19 protein-coding genes are annotated in these 19,999 nt (G+C 63.4%); 3 read left to right on the top strand and 16 right to left on the bottom strand.

Features of this window, described 5'->3' with window-relative positions:
- Positions 1–422: 422 nt before the first annotated feature.
- Complete coding sequence (gene yyaC / locus GX515_03635) at positions 423–1,013, top strand: spore protease YyaC (protein ID HHY32108.1); 591 nt, start codon at positions 423–425, stop codon at positions 1,011–1,013.
- A gap of 66 nt (positions 1,014–1,079) precedes the next feature.
- Here yyaC and GX515_03630 read toward each other — a convergent pair whose 3' ends face one another.
- The 16 genes from GX515_03630 to rpmH all read right to left on the bottom strand — a co-directional run bounded on the left by GX515_03630 (position 1,080) and on the right by rpmH (position 16,726).
- On the bottom strand, positions 1,080–1,325 hold the full coding sequence (locus GX515_03630) for a YkuS family protein (GenBank protein HHY32107.1): 246 nt from the start codon (positions 1,323–1,325) through the stop codon (positions 1,080–1,082).
- A gap of 129 nt (positions 1,326–1,454) precedes the next feature.
- Positions 1,455–2,156 (bottom strand): phosphoribosyltransferase, encoded by a 702-nt coding sequence (locus tag GX515_03625; GenBank protein ID HHY32106.1) that lies wholly within the window; start codon positions 2,154–2,156, stop codon positions 1,455–1,457.
- Positions 2,153–2,593, bottom strand: coding sequence for a polymer-forming cytoskeletal protein (locus tag GX515_03620; GenBank protein HHY32105.1), 441 nt, complete (start codon positions 2,591–2,593; stop codon positions 2,153–2,155). Before GX515_03620 ends, GX515_03625 begins: the two co-directional genes overlap by 4 nt.
- Positions 2,594–2,888: 295 nt before the next feature.
- Complete coding sequence (locus tag GX515_03615) at positions 2,889–3,908, bottom strand: peptidoglycan DD-metalloendopeptidase family protein (protein ID HHY32104.1); 1,020 nt, start codon at positions 3,906–3,908, stop codon at positions 2,889–2,891.
- A gap of 474 nt (positions 3,909–4,382) precedes the next feature.
- Positions 4,383–4,868 carry a DUF4446 family protein gene (locus GX515_03610; protein ID HHY32103.1) on the bottom strand — a complete coding sequence of 162 codons (486 nt, stop codon included), beginning with the start codon at positions 4,866–4,868 and terminating at the stop codon, positions 4,383–4,385.
- A 2,314-nt stretch (positions 4,869–7,182) separates the two neighbouring features.
- A complete protein-coding gene (locus tag GX515_03605; protein HHY32102.1) occupies positions 7,183–7,983 on the bottom strand; it encodes a ParB/RepB/Spo0J family partition protein in 801 nt (266 codons plus the stop codon).
- Between the two features lie 40 nt (positions 7,984–8,023).
- Positions 8,024–8,785, bottom strand: a complete 762-nt coding sequence (locus tag GX515_03600) for a ParA family protein (protein ID HHY32101.1) — start codon at positions 8,783–8,785, stop codon at positions 8,024–8,026.
- 165 nt (positions 8,786–8,950) lie between these two features.
- Positions 8,951–9,850 (bottom strand): nucleoid occlusion protein, encoded by a 900-nt coding sequence (gene noc, locus GX515_03595; protein ID HHY32100.1) that lies wholly within the window; start codon positions 9,848–9,850, stop codon positions 8,951–8,953.
- Between the two features lie 268 nt (positions 9,851–10,118).
- Positions 10,119–10,850 (bottom strand): 16S rRNA (guanine(527)-N(7))-methyltransferase RsmG, encoded by a 732-nt coding sequence (rsmG, locus tag GX515_03590; protein HHY32099.1) that lies wholly within the window; start codon positions 10,848–10,850, stop codon positions 10,119–10,121.
- 42 nt (positions 10,851–10,892) lie between these two features.
- Entirely contained in the window at positions 10,893–12,791 is a 1,899-nt protein-coding gene (gene mnmG / locus GX515_03585) for a tRNA uridine-5-carboxymethylaminomethyl(34) synthesis enzyme MnmG (GenBank protein ID HHY32098.1), read from the bottom strand.
- Positions 12,792–12,817: 26 nt separating this feature from the next.
- Complete coding sequence (mnmE, locus tag GX515_03580; GenBank protein HHY32097.1) at positions 12,818–14,230, bottom strand: tRNA uridine-5-carboxymethylaminomethyl(34) synthesis GTPase MnmE; 1,413 nt, start codon at positions 14,228–14,230, stop codon at positions 12,818–12,820.
- Between the two features lie 227 nt (positions 14,231–14,457).
- Positions 14,458–15,174, bottom strand: a complete 717-nt coding sequence (locus tag GX515_03575; GenBank protein HHY32096.1) for a KH domain-containing protein — start codon at positions 15,172–15,174, stop codon at positions 14,458–14,460.
- Positions 15,158–15,859: a membrane protein insertase YidC gene (locus GX515_03570; GenBank protein ID HHY32095.1), complete on the bottom strand. Its 702-nt coding sequence runs from the start codon at positions 15,857–15,859 to the stop codon at positions 15,158–15,160. The genes GX515_03575 and GX515_03570 overlap by 17 nt, the downstream gene beginning before the upstream one ends.
- A 39-nt stretch (positions 15,860–15,898) precedes the next feature.
- Entirely contained in the window at positions 15,899–16,123 is a 225-nt protein-coding gene (gene yidD, locus GX515_03565) for a membrane protein insertion efficiency factor YidD (GenBank protein ID HHY32094.1), read from the bottom strand.
- Positions 16,124–16,191: 68 nt separating this feature from the next.
- Entirely contained in the window at positions 16,192–16,545 is a 354-nt protein-coding gene (rnpA, locus tag GX515_03560) for a ribonuclease P protein component (GenBank protein ID HHY32093.1), read from the bottom strand.
- 46 nt (positions 16,546–16,591) lie between these two features.
- Positions 16,592–16,726: a 50S ribosomal protein L34 gene (rpmH, locus tag GX515_03555; protein HHY32092.1), complete on the bottom strand. Its 135-nt coding sequence runs from the start codon at positions 16,724–16,726 to the stop codon at positions 16,592–16,594.
- A 913-nt stretch (positions 16,727–17,639) separates the two neighbouring features.
- Here rpmH and GX515_03550 point away from each other — a divergent pair.
- Together GX515_03550 and dnaA are read left to right on the top strand one after the other, a co-directional pair.
- Positions 17,640–18,467 (top strand): ATP-binding protein, encoded by an 828-nt coding sequence (locus GX515_03550; protein ID HHY32091.1) that lies wholly within the window; start codon positions 17,640–17,642, stop codon positions 18,465–18,467.
- 54 nt (positions 18,468–18,521) lie between these two features.
- The gene (gene dnaA, locus GX515_03545; GenBank protein ID HHY32090.1) at positions 18,522–19,874 is read left to right on the top strand and encodes a chromosomal replication initiator protein DnaA; all 1,353 of its coding nucleotides are present in this window, start codon (positions 18,522–18,524) and stop codon (positions 19,872–19,874) included.
- Positions 19,875–19,999: the final 125 nt, after the last annotated feature.

The raw sequence follows: 19,999 nt of genomic DNA, 5'->3' as shown, positions 1-19,999 counted from the left end.
AGCCGGCGCGTTGCGGTCCGGGTCGTTCACGGCACCCGTCGGAGGCAAGACGCACCACGACGGCGGAGACCCCGGTCTCCGGGCCCTCCCCCTGCGGCCGTTGGTGCGGTGCCTTTCGGTCACGTGGGATGCCTCTGGATGGGGCGAGGGCTGAGGGCCCAGGGTGTCTGCAGAGTAGAGCGCGTCCGGGCGCCGCGCCCGTTAGGCGCAGGCGGGCGGCGCAGCCGGCGGTTAGTGAGGGTGCGCCGTCGGTTCGCTTCCCGCTAGAAGGCTGGCATGGACAGGAATACCTGTGAGTCGCGGTTCATATACTGCAAGTGACGTTCCGTCCAGGGTGTGCACGTCAGGGCCATCATTTCTTTAGGGAGGGCGCCCCTTTGGGCTTTTTCGGAGGCAACAGAGAGCCTGTATGCCGCGCTCATGTGGACGATCCCGACGCGCCAGCCGTGCTCGCGGAGTCGCTTCGATCGATCTTCTTGCGGGACGTGCCGGACCCGGCGCGTAGACCCCTTCTCTTCTTTTGCATCGGCACCGACCGGTCGACCGGCGACTCGCTCGGGCCCCTCACAGGCACGCGCCTCGTGAGCCTCGGGATCGATAGCTCCCGCGTCTGGGGCACGCTAGACAGCCCAGTTCACGCCGCGAATCTTCAGGAGTCTATTAACAGGGCACTTGCGGCGTTCGCAAACCCTTACATTGTTGCGGTGGACGCGTGTCTGGGCAGGCTTGAGAGCGTGGGGACCATCACCGCCACTAGAGGGCCTCTCAGGCCTGGCACGGGCGTCAGCAAGACTCTGCCACAGGTGGGGCATGCTCACATCACGGGGATCGTGAACGTCGGAGGGTACATGGAATACATGGTCCTGCAAAACACCAGACTCCATCTGGTGATGAGGATGGCTGAGGTTATCGGATGCGCGCTCGCGTCCGCCGCGCGCGAGCTCCTGGGGGTGTCCCCCGCTCTCGAGATGGCGCAGCGCGTCGCCGCGACCAGATGGGACTCGCCTACATGAGCCGACGAGCCGGAGAGGACGAGGCGGCGAGCGCTGCTGGCTACCTCTACCTCTACCTCTCGTCGCTCACAGAAGCTCTAGGCGCTCTTCGAGCGTTCTTAGCACTTCATCCGGCCGTCTCCCGGTTACGTCGAGCACGGGTACCTCCGTGTCGATGGCTGAGATGCCTGAGTGGTCTCGGTCCATCCCGGAGATCAGCACTGCGTCGGCGATGTCGAGGCCTTCTTCGAGGCTTACCACCTCGTAGCCCTCTTCCTCGAGCATGTCTCGATAATCGGACAGACTGTCGGAAACCGCTATGATCCCTTTCATTCCGGGTTCACCTCGGGTGACGAATGAGCGCGCGGGAGCATTCAAGTTTGATCGGCACACCTCCTCCGTCTGGGGAGGGCGGGCCGCTGCTAGCGCGCCGCTCTTTATCATCCCCCGCTCCTTCGAGGGCTATTCGGGCCGTCTCAGAGGGCCGTCGTTAGGAGAGCTGTCGTCAGCGGGGCCCGGCGGGCGGACGGGGACGCGCGCCTCGGCAAGGATGGCTTGGACCTCTTCGTCGGTCACTTGCGAGAAGTCCTGGTAGAATTGGCCCACAGCAAAGAAGTGAGATGGTGTGGACAGCGCCACGACTTCATCCGCTTCGGCCTCGAGCTTCGCAATGGAGTCGGGAGGTGCCACGGGCACAGCGGCCACGAGCATCGCCGGCCCTTCCTGTCTCACGCCCCGCAGAGCAGCGAGCATGGTGTAGCCGGTGGCTATGCCATCGTCCACCACGATCACCGTCCTGCCCTTGACGCGTGGCGCGGGCTGCCTCCCTCGGTAAAGCAGCGACCTGCGCCGGATCTCCACCCGCTCGCGCGCTGCCGCTTCGCGGATGTATGCCTCGGGGACCCCGAGGACGCGAACGAGCTCCTCGTTCAGGATGACAGCCCCGTTTCCCGAGACTGCACCTATGGCGAGCTCGGGGTCGCCGGGCGCGCCTATCTTGCGCGGGATCACCACATCGAGTTCGGCCTTGAGCGCGCGCGCGATCTCGGCTCCCACCGGGACCCCGCCTCGGGGCAACGCTAGCACAAGAACGTCGGGCTCAGCGTATCGCGCGAGCTCTCTGGCGAGGAGTTGCCCTGCGTGGGCGCGATCCTCGAAGATCATTCCGCGGCATCCCCCGATTCTGCGGTCCCCTCCGGGAGCGCGGGCGGGGACACCTTCCCTGTCAGGAGCCTGCCCTGTGGTTCGGCTGCGATCATCTCGCATGCTCCTTTGAAGATGGCCCCGTCCTCTATGGCGAGGATCGCGGTCTTCACATCGCCGTAGAGCTTTCCCGTGGGAAGGAGCTCCAGCCTTCCTTCGGCGTGGACGTCACCCTGGACCTCACCCGCTATGGTGACGTTGCGCGCGTGTATCGACGCGACCAGCCGTCCAGGCTCGCCGATGACAACGTCGCCATCAGCTTCTATCTCGCCGTCGATGGAACCGTCTACGCGTATGGTGCCAGACGCTTGCACCCTCCCGGTCACTCGGGTCTCCTTGCCGATAATGGTGTCGACCTTGCGTGGCTGGGCCGGCTCGCTGGGACGCTTGCCAAACATGGCAGTCCTGCCTCCTTTGTGAAAGGATCATCGATACCGCGTATGCTGAAGGGTCCCTGGGGCGCATCGTCCGGCCAACCCCTCCGTGTACGCCATAGGAGCGGCCCTGCGCCTCCGCAAACGTGCGGCTCTACGGACATCCCGACGGGCATCGCTGGCAGGGGAGCCGTGCCCTGAGGCCGGCGTTCGCGAATCTACGCTCTTGCACTGTGCCTTTGACAGGCCGGGAGAGGTTATATCCCCTGAAGAGAGGCTCGGAGCTGTGGCCGTGTGCTCCATCGATAGGAACCGAACGCTACATGTAGTTTCGCGGATTCGCAGGCTTGCCCGAGACGCGTACCTCATAGTGGACGTGCGGGCCGGTGCTGGTGCCAGTGCTTCCCACATACGCTATGACCTGCCCCCGCTTTACCCGCTGCCCCGCACGGACAACGTTCCGTGAGTTATGGGCGTACACGGTCTGGAACCCATACCCGTGCTCTATTATGACCATGAGGCCGTACCCTGACTGCGTCCCCGCGAACCGGACCGTGCCGTCCGCGGTCGCCCTGATGGGAGTGCCTACCGGCGCCGCGATGTCGACGCCGTCATGGGGCTGGACGTTCCTGGTGATCGGATGGCGCCGCCTCCCGAAGCTTGAAGTGATCCTTCCCCTCGCAGGCCATCCGTCAGGGGTATGGTCGAGCTTTTCTCTATATGATACCGCGGACCGGCGAAGCGACGAGAGGTCCGCGGCCATGTCATCCGCAGCGCGCGCGAGGTCCGCAAGGCGCGAGTCGGTTTCGACTGCGAGCTGGGCCAGTCCAGCCGCTGGGTCCGATTCAAGGTCGACCTCCCTGTCCTCGCCCGGCGCTGCACCGCGCTGGTAGTCTCCCCGGCTGGCCAAGGTCGTGGTGCTGGTCGCGGTGCTCGACACCTTCTTACCTTTTATTATGCTCGTGATCTCCTTACTCAGCGCGTCGAGACGCGCAAGTTCCTTTTCGAGCTCAGCCGTCCGCTTGGCGAACGTCTCAAGTTGCTTCTTGTTATCAGCGTTGATTTGCTCTAGCTCCGCGTTCTTCTTGGTCAGCTCCTCGATGTGGGCATCCTTGGCGACCTGGTCGTGGTAAAACCGCGCGACCGTCGCTGTCATGCCGAAATAGGAGAGCACGAGAAAGGCAATGACCGCTACGGCGACCGCGGAACCCATGTACACGAGAAGGAGCGGGATGCTGATGCTTCGGATGGTGCCGTCTGTCGCAGGTATGGCCATGATAGTGAGCGCGCCGCGGCGACGTCTTGCGAGCTTGCGCCTGAGCACCTTGCGCCACATCATGGTTCTCCCCTTCCAGGTGATAGTTGCGCCCGTCACTCTGCCACCGGTTGTCTTGGGAAGCACGCGGGAAGCACGCGCCCCGGTCCGAAACAAAGGCTGGTCCACTATTGAAGTATATGAAGATCTGCCGGAAATATGATGGAGCAGGTACTATTCACCAGAAAACACAGAGCGACCCAAAAGGCAGGTCTAAACTTCGACGTCACTGCCGGTTTTCCTGCCTGGAACGGGAAGAATGCGCCGGGATTTTTGCGGAGGCGTTCCGGGCCCGCGCCCGCTCCATGTGCCTCGTCGCCTCCGCCGCCCGGACCTCAGCAGCCGGCTCAGCCCCGGCCCGCCGTCCGCCCCCCCCCGCGTCACGGGCGTAGGCGGGTAGTTTGCCGCGCACGGCGCCGGGATTTCGCCGGTTGGGGCGAGGCGCGCGTTCGTCGTGGGCGGCCGCCTTCACAGCGCCTTCAGCGCGTGAGGTTGGCGCTAACGCTTGCCGCGCAGAGCTGCATCGACGGCTTTTTGCTCCTCAGCGGTTAGGGCATAGGTTGACGAGCCCCGTTCCACCGGTTTCGCGTACACGCGTGACTCGTCCCGTCCATACAGGCTGCTCAGCACGACGCCGTCCCCGGCACCGTCCAACATGGCGAGCGCGAAGCTCTGATCCCCGCCGATGTCTTGAAAGGCGTTGAATCTCACGATGCCCAGTCCCTGCAAGTGGCGTCGCGACGCATGGTGCATGTCCTCTACGAACTTCCTCAGCTCCTCGAGGTCCCCTTCGAGCTGCCTCGTGCGCCTTACGCAGTCTTCTATTATGCCGTCCAGGCTTTCCCCAGAGGAGCCCTGCACGAGCGCCCGGTATCTCCGCAACAGCCGTCCAAGCCGCCAGTCCAGGACTGCCAACGCCACGGTACCTGCCGCTAGAAGGACGACCAGGACGAGTGTCAGCGTCCCCAGGTGGGCGGAAATCAGATCCTCGACTAAAGTGAACACTCCCACACGTTCCCCTCCTCCCAACCCGGTTCTCTACATTCGACAGGAGTGAGGGCTTTCCTGCTCCAAGCTGCTATGATCCGGGAAACCTCCTTTGATGCGGCTGACCCGGCCCCGTCTCGCGCGAGGACTTGCCCCGACGGCCTCGTGCATGCGGAGCGGTCGTCCTCTCCTGGGACGCGCGACGGCGCTCCAATCGTACCCTCGCACGCATCGCCTTCCACCATGCGTCCACCACGCCGGGGGACGCTCGATGAGTATTTCCCGGGAAATACCCGCTCCCGAGAGGCACGGCACGCTGCCGTGCTGCGCTGGTCGCATGGCCCTCGTCACACAGTCGTCACGCTCACGCGGGAGGTGCCGTAGCGCGGACCGTGCTTGCGCGAGCTGCTAACGCGTCGCCTGCGATTGCCCCGCCTGCAATTGCCCGAGCAAGTTGAGTACTGGCGGACGGCGGCCCAGCCGGCGGTCAGGCGCTCTCCGCAGCAGCCGGGCACACGGCGCAAGGTTCGGCTCGCGCCGCACCGTGGCGCATGCGTCCTGCCGGTCTCGCCAGTGATGTCCTCCCGCAACCACTCAACGGGCGAGCAGGCAAGGCGTTCGCGGCGCTAGTCTCTTACTCAAGACTGGTTGAGAGGCCGCTGCATCCTCTTGTGCCGTGGCGCTCGCTCGGGGTGGACGTCGCAGGCTCCCCCGCGACAGGGACTCGGGTGCCGCCTACCGCTTATACATGGCTGGTGTTTCCATAGAGGGGCGTGAAGGGCCGCACATTCTGAGTGGATGTGCAAGAATGCTTCCGGTCATTGAGATGGGTTGGCGGTGGTTGCACGGGGCGTGTGAGAGGCCCGGCACTGGCCTGAGGGACCGGGTTGCGGCGGAGCGTGGCCCGCTCGGGGGGTGGGGGCCGTTCCCGAGTATGATACCGGTAACCCGGCAGGTGCTGGCAATGGGACGGCAGCTAACGCACCCTGCATAACGCACCCCAGCCCAGGGGCGTTCACCGTGGGCAAACGAAAATGTTCCACGTGGAACACTCTCTTTGGACTAAGGGCGTTTGCCTATACAGAAACCGAACGGCTGTTCGCCACGTCAGACCGGATGGGCCACGGCCACCCAAGTGGGATTACCCCGGCCTCCGCGATCTCGCCGCCTCCGGCCAACCTGCGACTGCACCCTGAACCCACGCCCGCACCTGCGCAAACCTCCGTTCCCGGTTCGCCTGGAACGCAGGGCTCTCCCACACTGAGCCCTGCCCACGTGGCGCGCCCGGGCCAAGAGAGACCGCCCTGCATGGCGGGCGGGCCACCTGGGACAGGCGGGCGCCCTCAACGGAGGCTCATTCGCACCCGGGCGCGTCCCGTCGCGCGCGAACGACACACCATTGCCTCTCAACGCCAGAGGGAGGTGCCGCACACCTCTCGTTTTCCCGATATCACGCCGTCTCGGCCCGTTTGAAGTCGGCAAAACCCTCGCTGTGGCCGCGCAGGTGGCCGGTTACCGCGAGGTTCAACGGTTCAACATTCTCGTGCGAAAGTGCTTCAGATCGTCGGAGGGGAGCCGGTGACAGCATGGGGCGTGTCAACATCCGGCCACTAGCCACTAAGTATGGCGCCGTGGGAGCGTCGAACCCTCCCACATTATTTCGCCTCGGCCCAGTTGAAGCCCACCAAGCCGTCGCCAAGGCTGCACAGATTGGCAACCACTGGGGAGTTCAACACTCTCCGCCATGACTTTTCGTCCCCGTTCTTGACGGCGCCAGGGTTGCCGGTGCCTGCGGGACGGGGCGGGGGGAGAATTCGGCCGCCTTAAGCTCCGAATTCGAACGAGACGCGCAGCAGGCGCGCCGTCCCCGGAGGGCAACGCCGGCAACCCCGGGAAGGACCGCCCCATCCCGAAGAGTCGTGCGGACTTTTCCCAACGTACCTAGCCTCGTACTTAGCCTCACGGGCTGGATTCTGTCTAGGCGCCCCGCTCTGCGCGCCGTCCCCGCGTCCCCGAGCGCAACGGCGCAACATCGCCCACGCGGCACAACACCCGCCATCTGGTAACTGCCGGCAACGGGGCAAAGACTAACGCACTCTCATTCACGGCCCGGCCGTCTTGCCACGATGCCCGTGACTTCGACGGTCTCGTGGGGATGTCCTTGAGATGCAAAGGGCCGGGCGCGCTCTCCACCAACATCGCGCCCGGCCTCCATCAAAGCCAAGCCTCCCCGTCGCCTTCACGCAAGCCCGGCCAGCCGACCCTGCCACGCCTGTCCGATGCGCGGCCCCGAGGCCGGGCCCGGCCGTGCTCACAACACTAGGGCGAGTATCCTCTCGAGGTCCTCGTCGCTATAGTATTCTATCTCGATCTTGCCTTTTTTCTTGCCCGGTATGATCCTCACTTGCGTCCCGAACGCCCGTCGCAACCTCTCCTCAAGGGAAGCTATCTCCGGATCCTTTGGACGCTCGTCCTTCTTTCCTTTCTCGCCGATCCTGCCGGCCGCCAGCACCCGGCGCACCAGCTCCTCCGTTTCGCGCACGGAGAGCTCCTCTCGAACCACGTGATCGCACGTCTCCACCTGCAACGCCGGGTCTTGAATAGCCAGGAGCGCCCTCGCGTGCCCCATGGAGATTGTTCCACGTGAAACAACTTCCTGCACTTCTGGCTGAAGATTGAGAAGCCGCAGCGTGTTAGCGATGGACGGCCTGCTCCGCCCGAGGACTCCCGCGAGCTCCTCTTGACTCATCCCAAAGTCCTCAACCAACCGCCGGTATGACTCGGCCTCCTCCATCGGATTGAGGTCTTCCCGCTGCAGGTTCTCGATCAGCGCGACCTGGATCATCTCCGAGTCGTCCAGCTCGGTCACCACCGCGGGAACTTCCGCGAGCCCGGCCATCCGAGCCGCCAAAAGGCGCCGCTGTCCCACCACGAGCTGGTATCCATCATCCACCTTCCGCACCACCACAGGTTGCACGATGCCGTGGGCCTTGATGGAGTCCGCGAGCTCAGCAAGCTTCGCATCGTCGAAGCGCTTCCTCGGCTGATACGGGTTGGGCTGGATTTGATCTATCGGCAGCTCCCTAACTCGCTCAGAGTCTTCGGGCTGCATATCTGGAATGAGCGCGCTCAGCCCCTTACCCAGCCCCTTCCTAGGCACTGGCCATCACTTCCTTCGCCAGTTGTCTGTATGCCTCGGCGCCCTTGGACCTATCATCGTACAGGATGATCGGCTTCCCATAGCTTGGGGCTTCGCTGAGGCGGATGTTCCTCGGAATCACTGTCGCGTACACCTTCTCCTTGAAGAAGCCTCTGACCTCGTCTATCACTTGCTGAGACAGGTTCGTGCGGGGGTCGTACATGGTGAGGACCACGCCCTCCAGCTTCAACGCCGGGTTCAAGTGCTTCTGGACAAGCTGGATGGTATTCAGCAATTGGCTCAGGCCCTCAAGCGCGTAGTACTCGCACTGGATCGGCACGATGACCGAGTCCGCCGCGGTGAGCGCGTTCAACGTCAGAAGGCCTAGCGACGGCGGGCAATCGATTATCACGTATCTATACCTGTCGCGCACGCGTTCGAGCGCTCTCCGCAGCCTTACCTCGCGTGACATGGTGGACACGAGCTCGATCTCCGCTCCGGCCAACTGTATGCTTGCAGGCACCACTTTCAGGTCGGGGATGGCAGTTCCGAGGGTGAGGCTTTCCAGCGGCTCGTCATTGATGATAGCGTCGTACACGCAGCGCTTGGTCGACCCCTTGTCGACGCCGACCCCGCTGCTCGCGTTGCCCTGCGGATCCACGTCCACGAGCAGGACCGGCAGTCCCTGCGCCGCGATGCACGCGCTGAGATTCACAGCCGTCGTGCTCTTCCCAACTCCGCCCTTCTGGTTCACCACAGCCATCACTTTGCCCATCGTCACACGCCCCTGCAGATGTTGTGCCGGGAACCCTAACCTTCGGCTCTCTCCGCCGCACCTGCCCCGCAGCCCGCCCGGCCCGCCGCGGCCGCGTCGCAGCCACCCACGACCGCGCCCCGATCGCGCCTGCGCCCTTGCGCGTTCCGGCGCTTTCCTGCGCTTTCACCCTTCGGCAGCCTTCGGCCCTTGAGACTCGCCACTCTCATCGCGACCCGACTTCGCGATTCTGATCCTGAGCTCGAGGACGTCACCCTCGTCCTTCTCCTCGAAGCCCACGCTCACGCCCGTTGCCTTTAGCTGCCGGACCACATCCCTCACAGAGTTCAGAAACACCCGTATATCCTTGAACGCGCGCACGGCTCCGGCTTCCTGTCCCCGCACCTTTCGTCTCACTCGTTTGCGCCGGATCTCCTTCAGCCTCTCGTCGATGAGCGCCTCAGTTTGCCCCACCGTCAGGCCCTGGGCGTGAATCCTTCGCAACACCATCACTTGCTCCTGCTCTGATGGAAGCCTGAGAAGAGCCCTTGCATGCCGCTCGGATATGATCTCACTTGCCAGCGCATCGAGCACGGGCTTCGGTAGTTTCAACAACCTCAGCTTGTTCGCGATCGTCGACTGGCTTTTGCCTACGCGCTTCGCCAACTCCTGCTGCGTCAGCCCGAACTCACCCAGCAGTTTCTGATAGCCAGTAGCCTCCTCCAGCACGTTCAGGTCCTTGCGCTGAAGGTTCTCGACGAGCGAGACCTCGGCGCTCTCGCCAGGCGACATATCCCGGACAATGGCCGGCACGGTCTGCAGCCCCGCCAGCCGACAGGCTCGCAGCCGCCTCTCCCCCGCGATGACCTCGTACTTCTCGCCTAGCTGCCGCACTATCACGGGCTGGATCAAGCCGTGCTCCCTTATGGAGTCGGCTAGCTCTCTGAGGCTTTCCTCGTCGAAGGCTTCCCGCGGCTGATAGGGATTTGGCCCAATGAGGTCCAACGGGATCTCCCTCACGGTTTCCTTTGCCCCTGTCTCGCCTTTCCTGCGCAACCCTATGAGGCGCGCAAGCTCATCCTTCATTGCCGAGCCGCCTCTCCCCCAGAACCGGTAACATAGTATTTCGTCGCCGGGAACCTAGATCCTCCCCACAGGTCCCTCAAGAACACCCACCCGAACCGCGCCCGCTCCCCGCCAGCCTCGCAGCTCTCCGCCTCACGACAGCGCCGGCCCACCCCACCGGCCCCACCGGCCCGCCCGCACCCACGCACCCACCCACGCACGCATACACGCATGCACGGGCGGCGCCGTTCATCACCGCGCGCCGCCCCCGCCCCGCCTCCCGGCAGCTTCAACCCCGTGTCAGCTCCGGCTCTCTGGCTCTCTTAATGGGTCTCTTTTCAGGGATCCCGGGACGTCTCGGATAACGGGCAGGGGTCGTGGATTCCTTTCTTACTACCACGATGCTCCGTCCGCCGTATCCAAAGGGCAGGCACACCGGTACTACGCGGTCCACCACGCCTCCCATCGTCTCCACGGCCTCAGCCGACGCCTCCATCTCTTCACGCGCGTCCGGCCCCTTCTGGGCGACAAACATGCCCCCCACTCTGACGAAGGGTAAGCACAGCTCCGCCAGGACCGCCATTTCGCCAACAGCCCGTGCGGTCACCACGTCGTACGATTCCCGGTGTACCGACGTTCGTCCCAGCCGCTCCGCACGGTCCCACAATACCTCGACATCGCTGAGCCCCAACATGTCCACGAGATCTCTCAGGAAATCCGCCCTCTTCCGCGACGCCTCCACCAGCGCAAGCCTGATCCCGCCACGGGCCACTTTCAGGACCACACCGGGGAAACCCGCGCCGCTCCCTACGTCCACTACCTTGCACCCTTCCGGCAGATCAACGGCGAGGAGGCACGTTAAGGAATCCAGGAAATGCTTCACCGCCGCCTCCTCCTCGCCCTCAATCGAAGTGAGGTTCACCCGCCGGTTGCAGTCCACGAGCACACGGTAATGGCGCTCGAAAACACCGATCGCCCGGGAGTCGAGCCGTATTCCGAGCTCACTCGCACCTCGCTCCAAGACGTCCCTGAAACCCGCAGCCGCCACCCCCAGTCTGGACCGTCACGCGCCACGCAAGCCGCCGATGGTTGCTCGACGCCGCCCGGATTCGACGTAAACCAGGAGCGCCATGATGTCAGCGGGAGATACCCCAGATATGCGCGCCGCCTGTCCTATCGACCGCGGGCGGATCTCCGAGAGCTTTTCCACGGCCTCGCGAGAAAGCCCAGCTATCATCCGGTAGTCAGTGTCGGGCGGCAGGAGCCGCGCTTCGAGGCGCCTCGCCCGCTCAATCTGCGCCTTCTGTTTCCTTATATAGCCGGCGTACTTCAGCTCTATCTCCACCACCTGCACGACGTTCTGCGGCAGCGCGGGCCTCCCCTCGTCCACTGCCGCCAGTCTGTCGTAACTCACCTCGGGTCTCGCCAAGAGATCCGCGAGCGACGTCTCCGACTGAAGGGGCGCGGTGCCGATGGCCGCCAGCAGGCGCGCGGTCCTCGCATCCCCCGGCACGACCGTCCGGCCGAGCCGCTTCATCTCGTCCTCGATCATCCGCCGTCTTGCGAGAAACCTCTCGTACCGCTCCTCCGGAACCAGCCCGACCTGGTGGCCCTTTTCCGTAAGCCTCAAGTCTGCATTGTCTTGTCTCAGAGTGAGGCGATACTCCGCCCGCGAGGTCATCATCCTGTACGGCTCGCAGGTCCCTTTCGTCACCAAGTCATCGATGAGGACGCCGATGTACGCCTCCGAACGCTCCAGCACCAGCGGCTCCTTGCCACGGATCTTCAGGACCGCGTTGATGCCCGCCATGAGCCCCTGGCTTGCGGCCTCTTCATAGCCGGACGTCCCGTTGATCTGCCCTGCAGCAAACAGCCCAGAGATCTTCTTTGTCTCCAGCGAGGGCAGGAGCTCCGTGGGGACCAGGCAATCGTACTCTATGGCGTAACCGGGACGGAGTATCTCGGCCTCCTCCAACCCAGGGACGCTGTGGACCATCTCCTCCTGCACGTCCGCCGGGAGGCTCGTGGACAGCCCTCCCAGGTACATGACATCGCCGTCCCGCGTCTCGGGCTCCAAGAACACCTGGTGACGTTCCCTGGCAGGAAACTGCACCACCTTGGTCTCGATGGACGGGCAGTAGCGCGGTCCGCGTCCGGTGATGGCCCCAGTATAGAGAGGAGCTCTGCCGAGATTAGCCCGGATTATCTCGTGGGTCCGAGGGGTTGTGTACGTCAGCCAGCAGAGTTCCTGATCGGGACGGGTGCCTTCCGTATCGAACGAGAAGCCGAACGGGAGCACCTCCCCGTGCTGCTCCTGCATCTTTGCCACGTCCACGCTGTCCCTCCTGACCCTTGGAGACGTACCAGTCTTGAACCTCGCAAGCCGCAGGCCCAGCGCGGCCAACGCGCGTCCGAGCTCTTGCGCGCTAGGCTGCCCCTGAGGCCCCGAGGACCAAGAACGCTCACCCACATGGACCGTTCCCCCGAGATATGTGCCGGTCGCGATGATCACAGCCGCCGCTCGTAGGAGACCGCGCTCGCGCGTCACAACACCCGACACGGCGCCGTCCGCGCCCACCTCGATCCCCACGACATGTGCGACCTCCACCGCTAGGTTCGGCTCCCGCCGCAGCACTTCGCGCATCCTCTCGGCGTACGCGGTCTTGTCCGCCTGGGCTCGTAGGGAGCGTACAGCCGGCCCCTTGCCTGTGTTGAGCAACCTCATTTGAAGATAGGTCGCGTCTATGTTCCGGCCCATCTCTCCCCCAAGCGCGTCTATCTCCCGCACGAGCTGAGCCTTGCCGGGTCCGCCGATGGACGGGTTGCACGGCATTGCGGCCACCGCGTCCCAGCCGAGGGTCAGCAGAAGCACGCCCGCGCCCATGCGCGCGCACGCGAGCGCGGCCTCGCATCCGGCGTGGCCTCCGCCAACCACGATGACGTCCGCCTCACGTTCTTTCACCTCTGCCAACACCCCCTTTCGCCAGCTCACTTGCCCACACAGAACTCGGAGAAGATCTTGTCCAACACATCATCCGAAGCCGACCGCCCCGTGACTTGATCGAGCCAGAACAGAGCCTCCCGCACGTCTATCGCCGCGAGATCAACGGGTGCGCCTTGGTCCACAGCGGATGCCGCGTCCTCCAGCGCCGCCGCCGCGCGCTCCAGGGCCTCCTGCTGCCGCGCCGTCGCCATCACCGTCCCCTCGCTCACGCCAGCGACTGCGCCCACGGCGAGTCTCGCAACAGCCTCCTCGATGTCCGCTATGCCCGTGCCGCACTTCGCGCTCACACGCACTATCGGCATGCCGCGTGCAAGCTGGGCGATATCGCTTTCCGACACCTTGCACTCGAGATCGCTCTTGTTAAGCGCCACCACGCAGCCCTTTTCGCCTCTCTCACCAGCCAGGCCCAAGGCTCGGACGTCGTCCTCCTGCAACGGCTCGCTCCCGTCGATCACGATGATGACGAGGTCGGCATCGGTGAGATGCTCCAGCGCCCGGTCGACCCCCATGCGCTCCACCGGGTCGTCCGTATGCCGCAGGCCCGCGGTGTCCACGAGCCTCACGGGCACGCCGCGCATGCTCGTCCAATCCTCCACAGCGTCGCGCGTCGTGCCCGGCACATCCGTCACGATCGCCCTCGCCCTTCCGAGGAGAGCGTTGAGGAGGCTGGACTTCCCAACGTTGGGCCGCCCGACGATGGCCACGCTCACACCTTCTCTGTACACGCGCCCACGCCGTGTCCTCGCCGCAAGGCCCCGCAGCCTCGCGACGCCCTCGCGCGCCGCGCTCGCCACCGCGGCCCGTCCCAACTCCTCAACATCGTCCTCTGGGAAATCCACAACCGCCTCGAGATGGGCCAACAGCGCCACCACGTCTTCCCGGATAGACGCCACCGATGAGGACAGCTCCCCTCTTAGGTTTGCCAGCGCCAGCCTCCGTGCGGAATCCGTGCGCGCGCGTATGATCTCGATGACCGCCTCTGCCTGCGCCAGGTCGATCCTTCCCGAAAGGAACGCGCGCCTCGTGAACTCGCCGGGCTGCGCCAGACGCGCGCCGCATTTCAGCACCACATCCAGTACACGGGAGAGAGGCCCCACCCCGCCGTGACAACTGAACTCCACCACGTCCTCCCGGGTGAAGCTGTGGGGAGCCGGCATCGCGCTTGCGAGCGCCTCGTCTATCACCTCGCCCGTGTTCGGGTCCACGACCACGCCGTACCTCAGCCCCCATGGCCTCAGGCTGCGACGCCGCTTTCCCGACGGGTCCCGGAACACCTTGGAGGCGATCTCGAAAGCGTGCGGCCCGCTCACCCGCACGATCCCGATCCCGCCCTCTCCTAGAGCCGTGGATATGGCCGCTATCGTATCCTCGCTCGAAGCAACCCAGCGTCCTTCCATAGTGCTCTCTTCCCTGCACGCTCCCTGCGCATGTGTCCCGCGTCGCCGCACGGCCACGTCGTTGCCGCCCGCCCACCCGGACTTCTAGGCCAGGGCGCCAATTTAAAATGCGTGCCTGCACGACACGCATTCACGCCAAAACGCTCGGTCAACCACCCATTCGCCTTCCGCGAACTTCCACGAAGCGGGCCCCCGGCCCGCGCCCGCACCAGGGCGCCTCCTGTGACTCACGTGGTCTCCCCATCCTCCGTTCCCCCGTTCTTCGCAGGCGCTATGACCACCCGCCTGTAGGGTTCCTCTCCCTCGCTGAACGACGTGACCCCGTCGCAACCCTGAACAGCGAGGTGGATTATGCGCCGCTCCATGGGGTTCATGGGCTCCAAAGTCGCACTGCGCCCCTCCCTGCGCACGCGCTCTGCCACCGCCTGGGCCAGTCGCTCCAAGGATTTCGCTCTCTTCGCCCGGTAGCCTTCGGCATCCACTATTATACGGAGCCTCTCCTCGTCCGCTGCGCCACGCCGCCCCGTCGCCCGCGCGTAACGACCCGCGACCAGGTTGACCAGGTACTGCACGGCGTCAAGGGTGGCACCACGTCTCCCGATGAGCCCGCCCAGGCCCTTCCCCTCCACGTCGAGCCTGAGCACTCCGTCGGCCTCCCGGGCGTTTACTGACACGTCGGTGAACCCCATATGCATCAGCAGTTCCTTCAGGAATTCAACGGCCTTTCCCGAGACCTCGATCGTGCCAGCCGCGCCCGCCTCGGCCGTCTCCTTGGCGGTCACCTTCACTCGTGCCGGCCTCTGGCCTACCAGCCCAAGGATGCCCCTCGCCGGCTCCTCGAGCACCTCGACCTCCACCTCGTCGCGCATCAGGCCTAGCGCTTTGAGGGCCTCCTGGACTGCCTCGTCAACCGTCCGGCCGGTCTTTTCAACGCTTTGTGCCATGCCCGGATTCCCCCTCCGCTTCCTGAGGCTGCGATGAAACAGCCTTTGGGACGCTGCCTTTCCTCGGCCGCGTCACCGTCTCGACAACGAGCCCCGTCCGCGCAACCTGCTTTCCCATCCACCATTGTTGCACTGCGGCGAGAAGCGTCGTGACCACCCAGTAGAGAGTCACGCCCGCAGGGAAACTCAAACTGATCCAGATGATGAACGCCGGCATTATCAGGTTCATCATCTTCTGGCTCGGATCCGTGCTTATCATCACCGACTGAAGGTACGTGGCCACACCGGCCAGCACCGCGAGCGCCACGTCGGGCTTTCCAAGGTTCGGCATCCACAGGAACCGCTGTTCGAATGGGTAGCTCCTAAGTGCGGTGAAGAGGGCCCAAATGATGGGTAGCTGGATTAGCGTGGGCCAACAGCCTCCGAGAGGGTTGATTCTGTGCTCACGGTACAGCTCCATCAGCCTCTTCTGCATTTCCTCGGGTTGCTCTTTGTACTTGTCCTGTATCTCCTTCACCTTGGGTTGAAGGAGCTTCATCTCCTCCATGGCTTTGGTCTGCTTTACCGTAAGCGGGTACGTGACGAGCCTCAAGAGGACGGTCAAGGCGATGATAGCCAGTCCGTCGCTGCCCGTCACATCCCGGAGGAAATGAACTATGGAGTTGATAATGCCTGTGAGAGTCAATACACGCACCCTCCCGTCGCTTCTCCATCCCCGTTTCGCCTACGGGACCGGGTCGTACCCTCCGGGATGGAACGGATGGCACTTCACGATCCGCCTCGCGGCTAGATAGCCGCCCTTGAGCACCCCATACTTTTCTATTGCCTGATACGCGTACGCCGAGCAGCTAGGGTAGAACCTGCACGTGGGCCTCGTCTTCAGCCTCGTCAGCCATTTTCTGTAAACCCAGATACATAGGAGAGCAAGACCCTTGGCTGTTCTGGACACAGCAAGTCTGCCGCGCGCCCACGCGTTATGCCAAGCCGCTCCCCTTTTCGTCGTGATGCCCACCTTTTTCACTTTTCGTCGTCGTCCTTTCGTAAGGCACCGCACGTCGAAAGAAGCCCGAGAAGCTCCTCTTTCACTTCCTGAAAAGAGGCGGTCTTCGCTTTCGACCTGGGTAGCAATACAATGTCCAGGCCATCCCGAAGTGCCGCCTCGCTCGTCCGATACGCTTCCTTAACGATCCTCTTCAGGCGGTTTCTCTCAACCGCTCCGCCGAGACGCTTGCTCACAGCAACCCCGACGCGGTTGAACGGCAGGCCGTTTTCCAAGTAGTATACCACAACCCGCCTGCCTGGAAGGGACTTTCCTTCCTCGAAAACCCTCGTGAAATCACTGCTCTTGCGCAGCCGCTCGCTTCTCGGCATCCACCGCACCCCATAGGCCCCACGGCGCGCCCATTTCACGCCGACATCACGCGGTCAGCCGCTTTCTACCCTTGGCGCGCCTCCTTTTCAGCACGAGGCGGCCGCCACGCGTCGACATCCTTTTCATGAAACCGTGCACTTTGCTCCGGTGCCTTACATTAGGTTGATAAGTTCGCTTCATGATAACCGCGCGCCTCCTGTATCTCGTCCGTTCCGTGGCGCGTGTACGCCAGCCAAATTATAGCCAACGCTTTCCTGCATGTCAAGTGCGGCAACCGCTTCGCAACACCCACGCCCATCCCACACCAGCACCCAAGCTGGGCACCCAAGCTGGGGAGCGCCGCCCCGAGCCCGCCGTGACAGACCACCCCGCGACCTACGCACCGCGGCGGCACAACCTCCGGCCCCTCATTCCACGCCTCCTCGCGGCCCGCTCACCACCTCCCGCCTCACTTCGACTCCCGCGTCGTCCTCCTTCCGGCGTCCCCGCAACCCGTCCCTTTCATCCCAATACTCTCTCGCACTCCCCCGTGCTTTTCCGGGCCCTCCCCCTCGCGTTTCCCCTCGTCCCATCGTCCCTTGATACCCTGGAAAAGCTCTGCTAATATGATTTCGGAGGCTTTTCCAGGCTTTCCATGTCGCCTGGTCAGAAGTATAGAGTTCCCAGTTTCCCACAGACTAATTCACAGCCTGTGGATAACTCTGTGGGTAACCTGTTGATGTTTCTGATCACGGCGCCACAAGCCTTTCAACGCTTTCCGGAATCGCCTGTGGATATCACCGACGGCCAGCTAGACGGCCTTTCGATATTGGAAACCCCTCTCTGGCCTCAGCATGTGTTATCCACAGTTTTTGTGGATAACTTGTGGACAACCTATGGATTTCCTGTGCACGTTCCTTTCCCCCAGGGTTTTTCACAGCTGTGGAAAACTCTGTGGAAAACTCCGGCTGAAAGGCGGGCCGCAGACAGTATGCCAGGCGTCTTTTCATGGCTTTTCCGCAAGGGCTCAGAGAGCCACTCCCTCCAGCCTAGCTCGCAGGGCGATCATCTCACCCAGCGGAAGAGGCAGTCGGAGCGAGAGGTGCGCATAGCCGTGTACGACTCGCTGAGCACGGTCCCCAGGATCGTGGACGTACGCGGAAAGGACTTCTCAGAGCTCCTGAACGAGCTGGCCTCGAAGACGTACTCGTTCGCTCACGAAAAGGGGGGCCAGCTCCCGTACGTCGCCATCAAGGAGGTCGTCGAAAACCTCCTTCACGCCGACTTCCAGGACGCGGTGATAAGCATCCTGCCGGACGGAAACACTATCAGGGTGTCAGACCAGGGTCCTGGAATACTTGAAAAGGAGAAGGCATTCCTTCCTGGTTTCACCACGGCGACCACCGAAATGCGCAAGATAATCCGAGGTGTGGGCTCCGGCCTTCCCATCGTGCGGGACTCCATGCGCGCGATCGGGGGCTTTGTCTCGATCGAGGACAACCTGAAGCGCGGGTGCGTCGTGACCCTTTCGTCGTTTTCTAGGCCGCCCGAGTCCGTGTCCGGCGCTCCGGAAAGGCCTTCCACCGTGGAAAAGGTCGCTGAACCCGGCTTGCGCGAGGCCCGCCCGGAGCCTTCCGCGGCGCCACGCAAGGGCGTCGTTGACGAGGGAGCGGCCGTTTCAGATGCCCGGGATGAAAAGGGTCTTTTCGAAAGGCTCGATGCCACCCTTTCAGACCGGCAGAGAAAGGTTTTCCGGGTGCTCGCTGAAAAGGGCGAGGCGGGGCCCTCCACCATTGTGAAAGAGCTTGACATAAGCCTTAGCACGGCCTACCGCGATCTCGTTTCCCTTGAGGAGCACGGGCTTGTCGAGCCCGCCGACGGAAGCGGAAAGCGCCGCCTTACGGCGCGAGGCATGACGTACCTCGCTCGCCTTGCGAGGTAAATGGTGGGGGATAGCGGGACATCTGGTGGGCCTTCTTGTGGGAGGTAAGCAGTTATGGCTGAAAGCGCGAATGCACTCTGGGCGAAGGTCCTCGAGGTAATGCAGGGTCAGGTACCGAAGCCCAGTTTCGAGACGTGGCTTCGCGGTACCGAGGGGATCGGTATGAACGGGAACACGCTCGTAGTGCGGACTCTGCACGACATAGGCAGGAAGTTCTTGACCGATAACTACCGCGAGCCCATCCGTCGCACGCTGAAAGCGCTCACGAACGAGGACCTCGACGTGTCCTTCGTATGCTCCGTGCCCTCCGAACGAGCGGACGAGTTTGCCGGAGATGACGCGGGCCATGCGGGGTCGCTGATGAACGATGAGCTTTACACGACTCGCCTGAACCCGAAGTACACATTCGAGACGTTCGTGGTCGGGAACAGCAACCGCTTCGCGCACGCTGCCTGCCTCGCTGTCGCCGAGGCTCCTGGCCGGGCGTATAACCCTCTGTTTATCTACGGAGGCGTCGGCCTAGGCAAGACCCACCTCATGCAGGCAATCGGCCATTTCGTGCTCCAGCACAGCCCGTCCACACGGGTGGTGTATGCGCCTTGCGAGAAGTTCACGAACGACCTCATCAACGCGATTCGGGATGACAAAACCGTGGAGTTCCGGGAGAGATATCGGAACGTCGACGTCCTTCTCATCGACGACGTCCAGTTTCTGGCCCAAAAGGAGCGAACGCAGGAGGAGTTCTTCCATACTTTCAACACTCTACACGAGGCAGGCAAGCAGATCGTGATCTCTAGCGACCGTCCTCCAAAAGAGATCCCCACGCTTGAGGATAGGCTCAGGTCGAGGTTCGAGTGGGGGCTCATCTCCGACATCCAAGCACCAGACCTCGAGACCCGTATAGCGATTCTCAAGAAGAAGGCTCAGCTCGAGCAGCTCGACATGCCGCTCGAAGTCCTTGCGTACATCGCGAACCAGATCCGGTCGAACATCCGGGAGCTGGAGGGCGCCCTCACCCGCGTGGCAGCGCATTGTTCCATACATAACAAGCCCGTCACCGTCGCCACGGCGGCGGAGTGCCTCAAGGACATGATCCCGTCTCAAAAGCCGAAGCAGGTCTCGATTTACCACATCCAGCAGGCTGTTGCCGAGTTCTACCAGATCCCTCCGGACGAGATGAAAGCGAAGAAGAGAACCAGGACCATCTCCTACCCGCGGCAGGTCGCGATGTACCTCTGCCGGGAGCTCACCGAGGAGTCCCTTCCGACGATCGGCGTCGCCTTCGGCGGCAGAGACCACACCACAGTCCTCCACGCCTGCTCGAAGATACGGGCGGACATGGAGGAGGACGAGGCCCTCGCCGGCGCGATCCGGACCATCATCGCCCGCTTGAAGGAGATGACCTGACGTTGACCTTGACGTTGACGCCCATTAATGCCGCCGCCGCACATGGCCGAGCCGCCTGTGAGCATCCTGTGGACAAGCGGTTGATAGCCTGTGGAGCCACTGTGGGTAAGGTGTCGAATCAGGAC

The organism is Bacillota bacterium, assembly GCA_012842395.1.
In the GTDB taxonomy this organism is placed as follows: Bacteria; Bacillota; SHA-98; order UBA4971; family UBA4971; genus UBA6256.
Note: the sequence above shows the minus strand (reverse complement) of the source record. Positions and strands in the feature narration are given on the sequence as shown.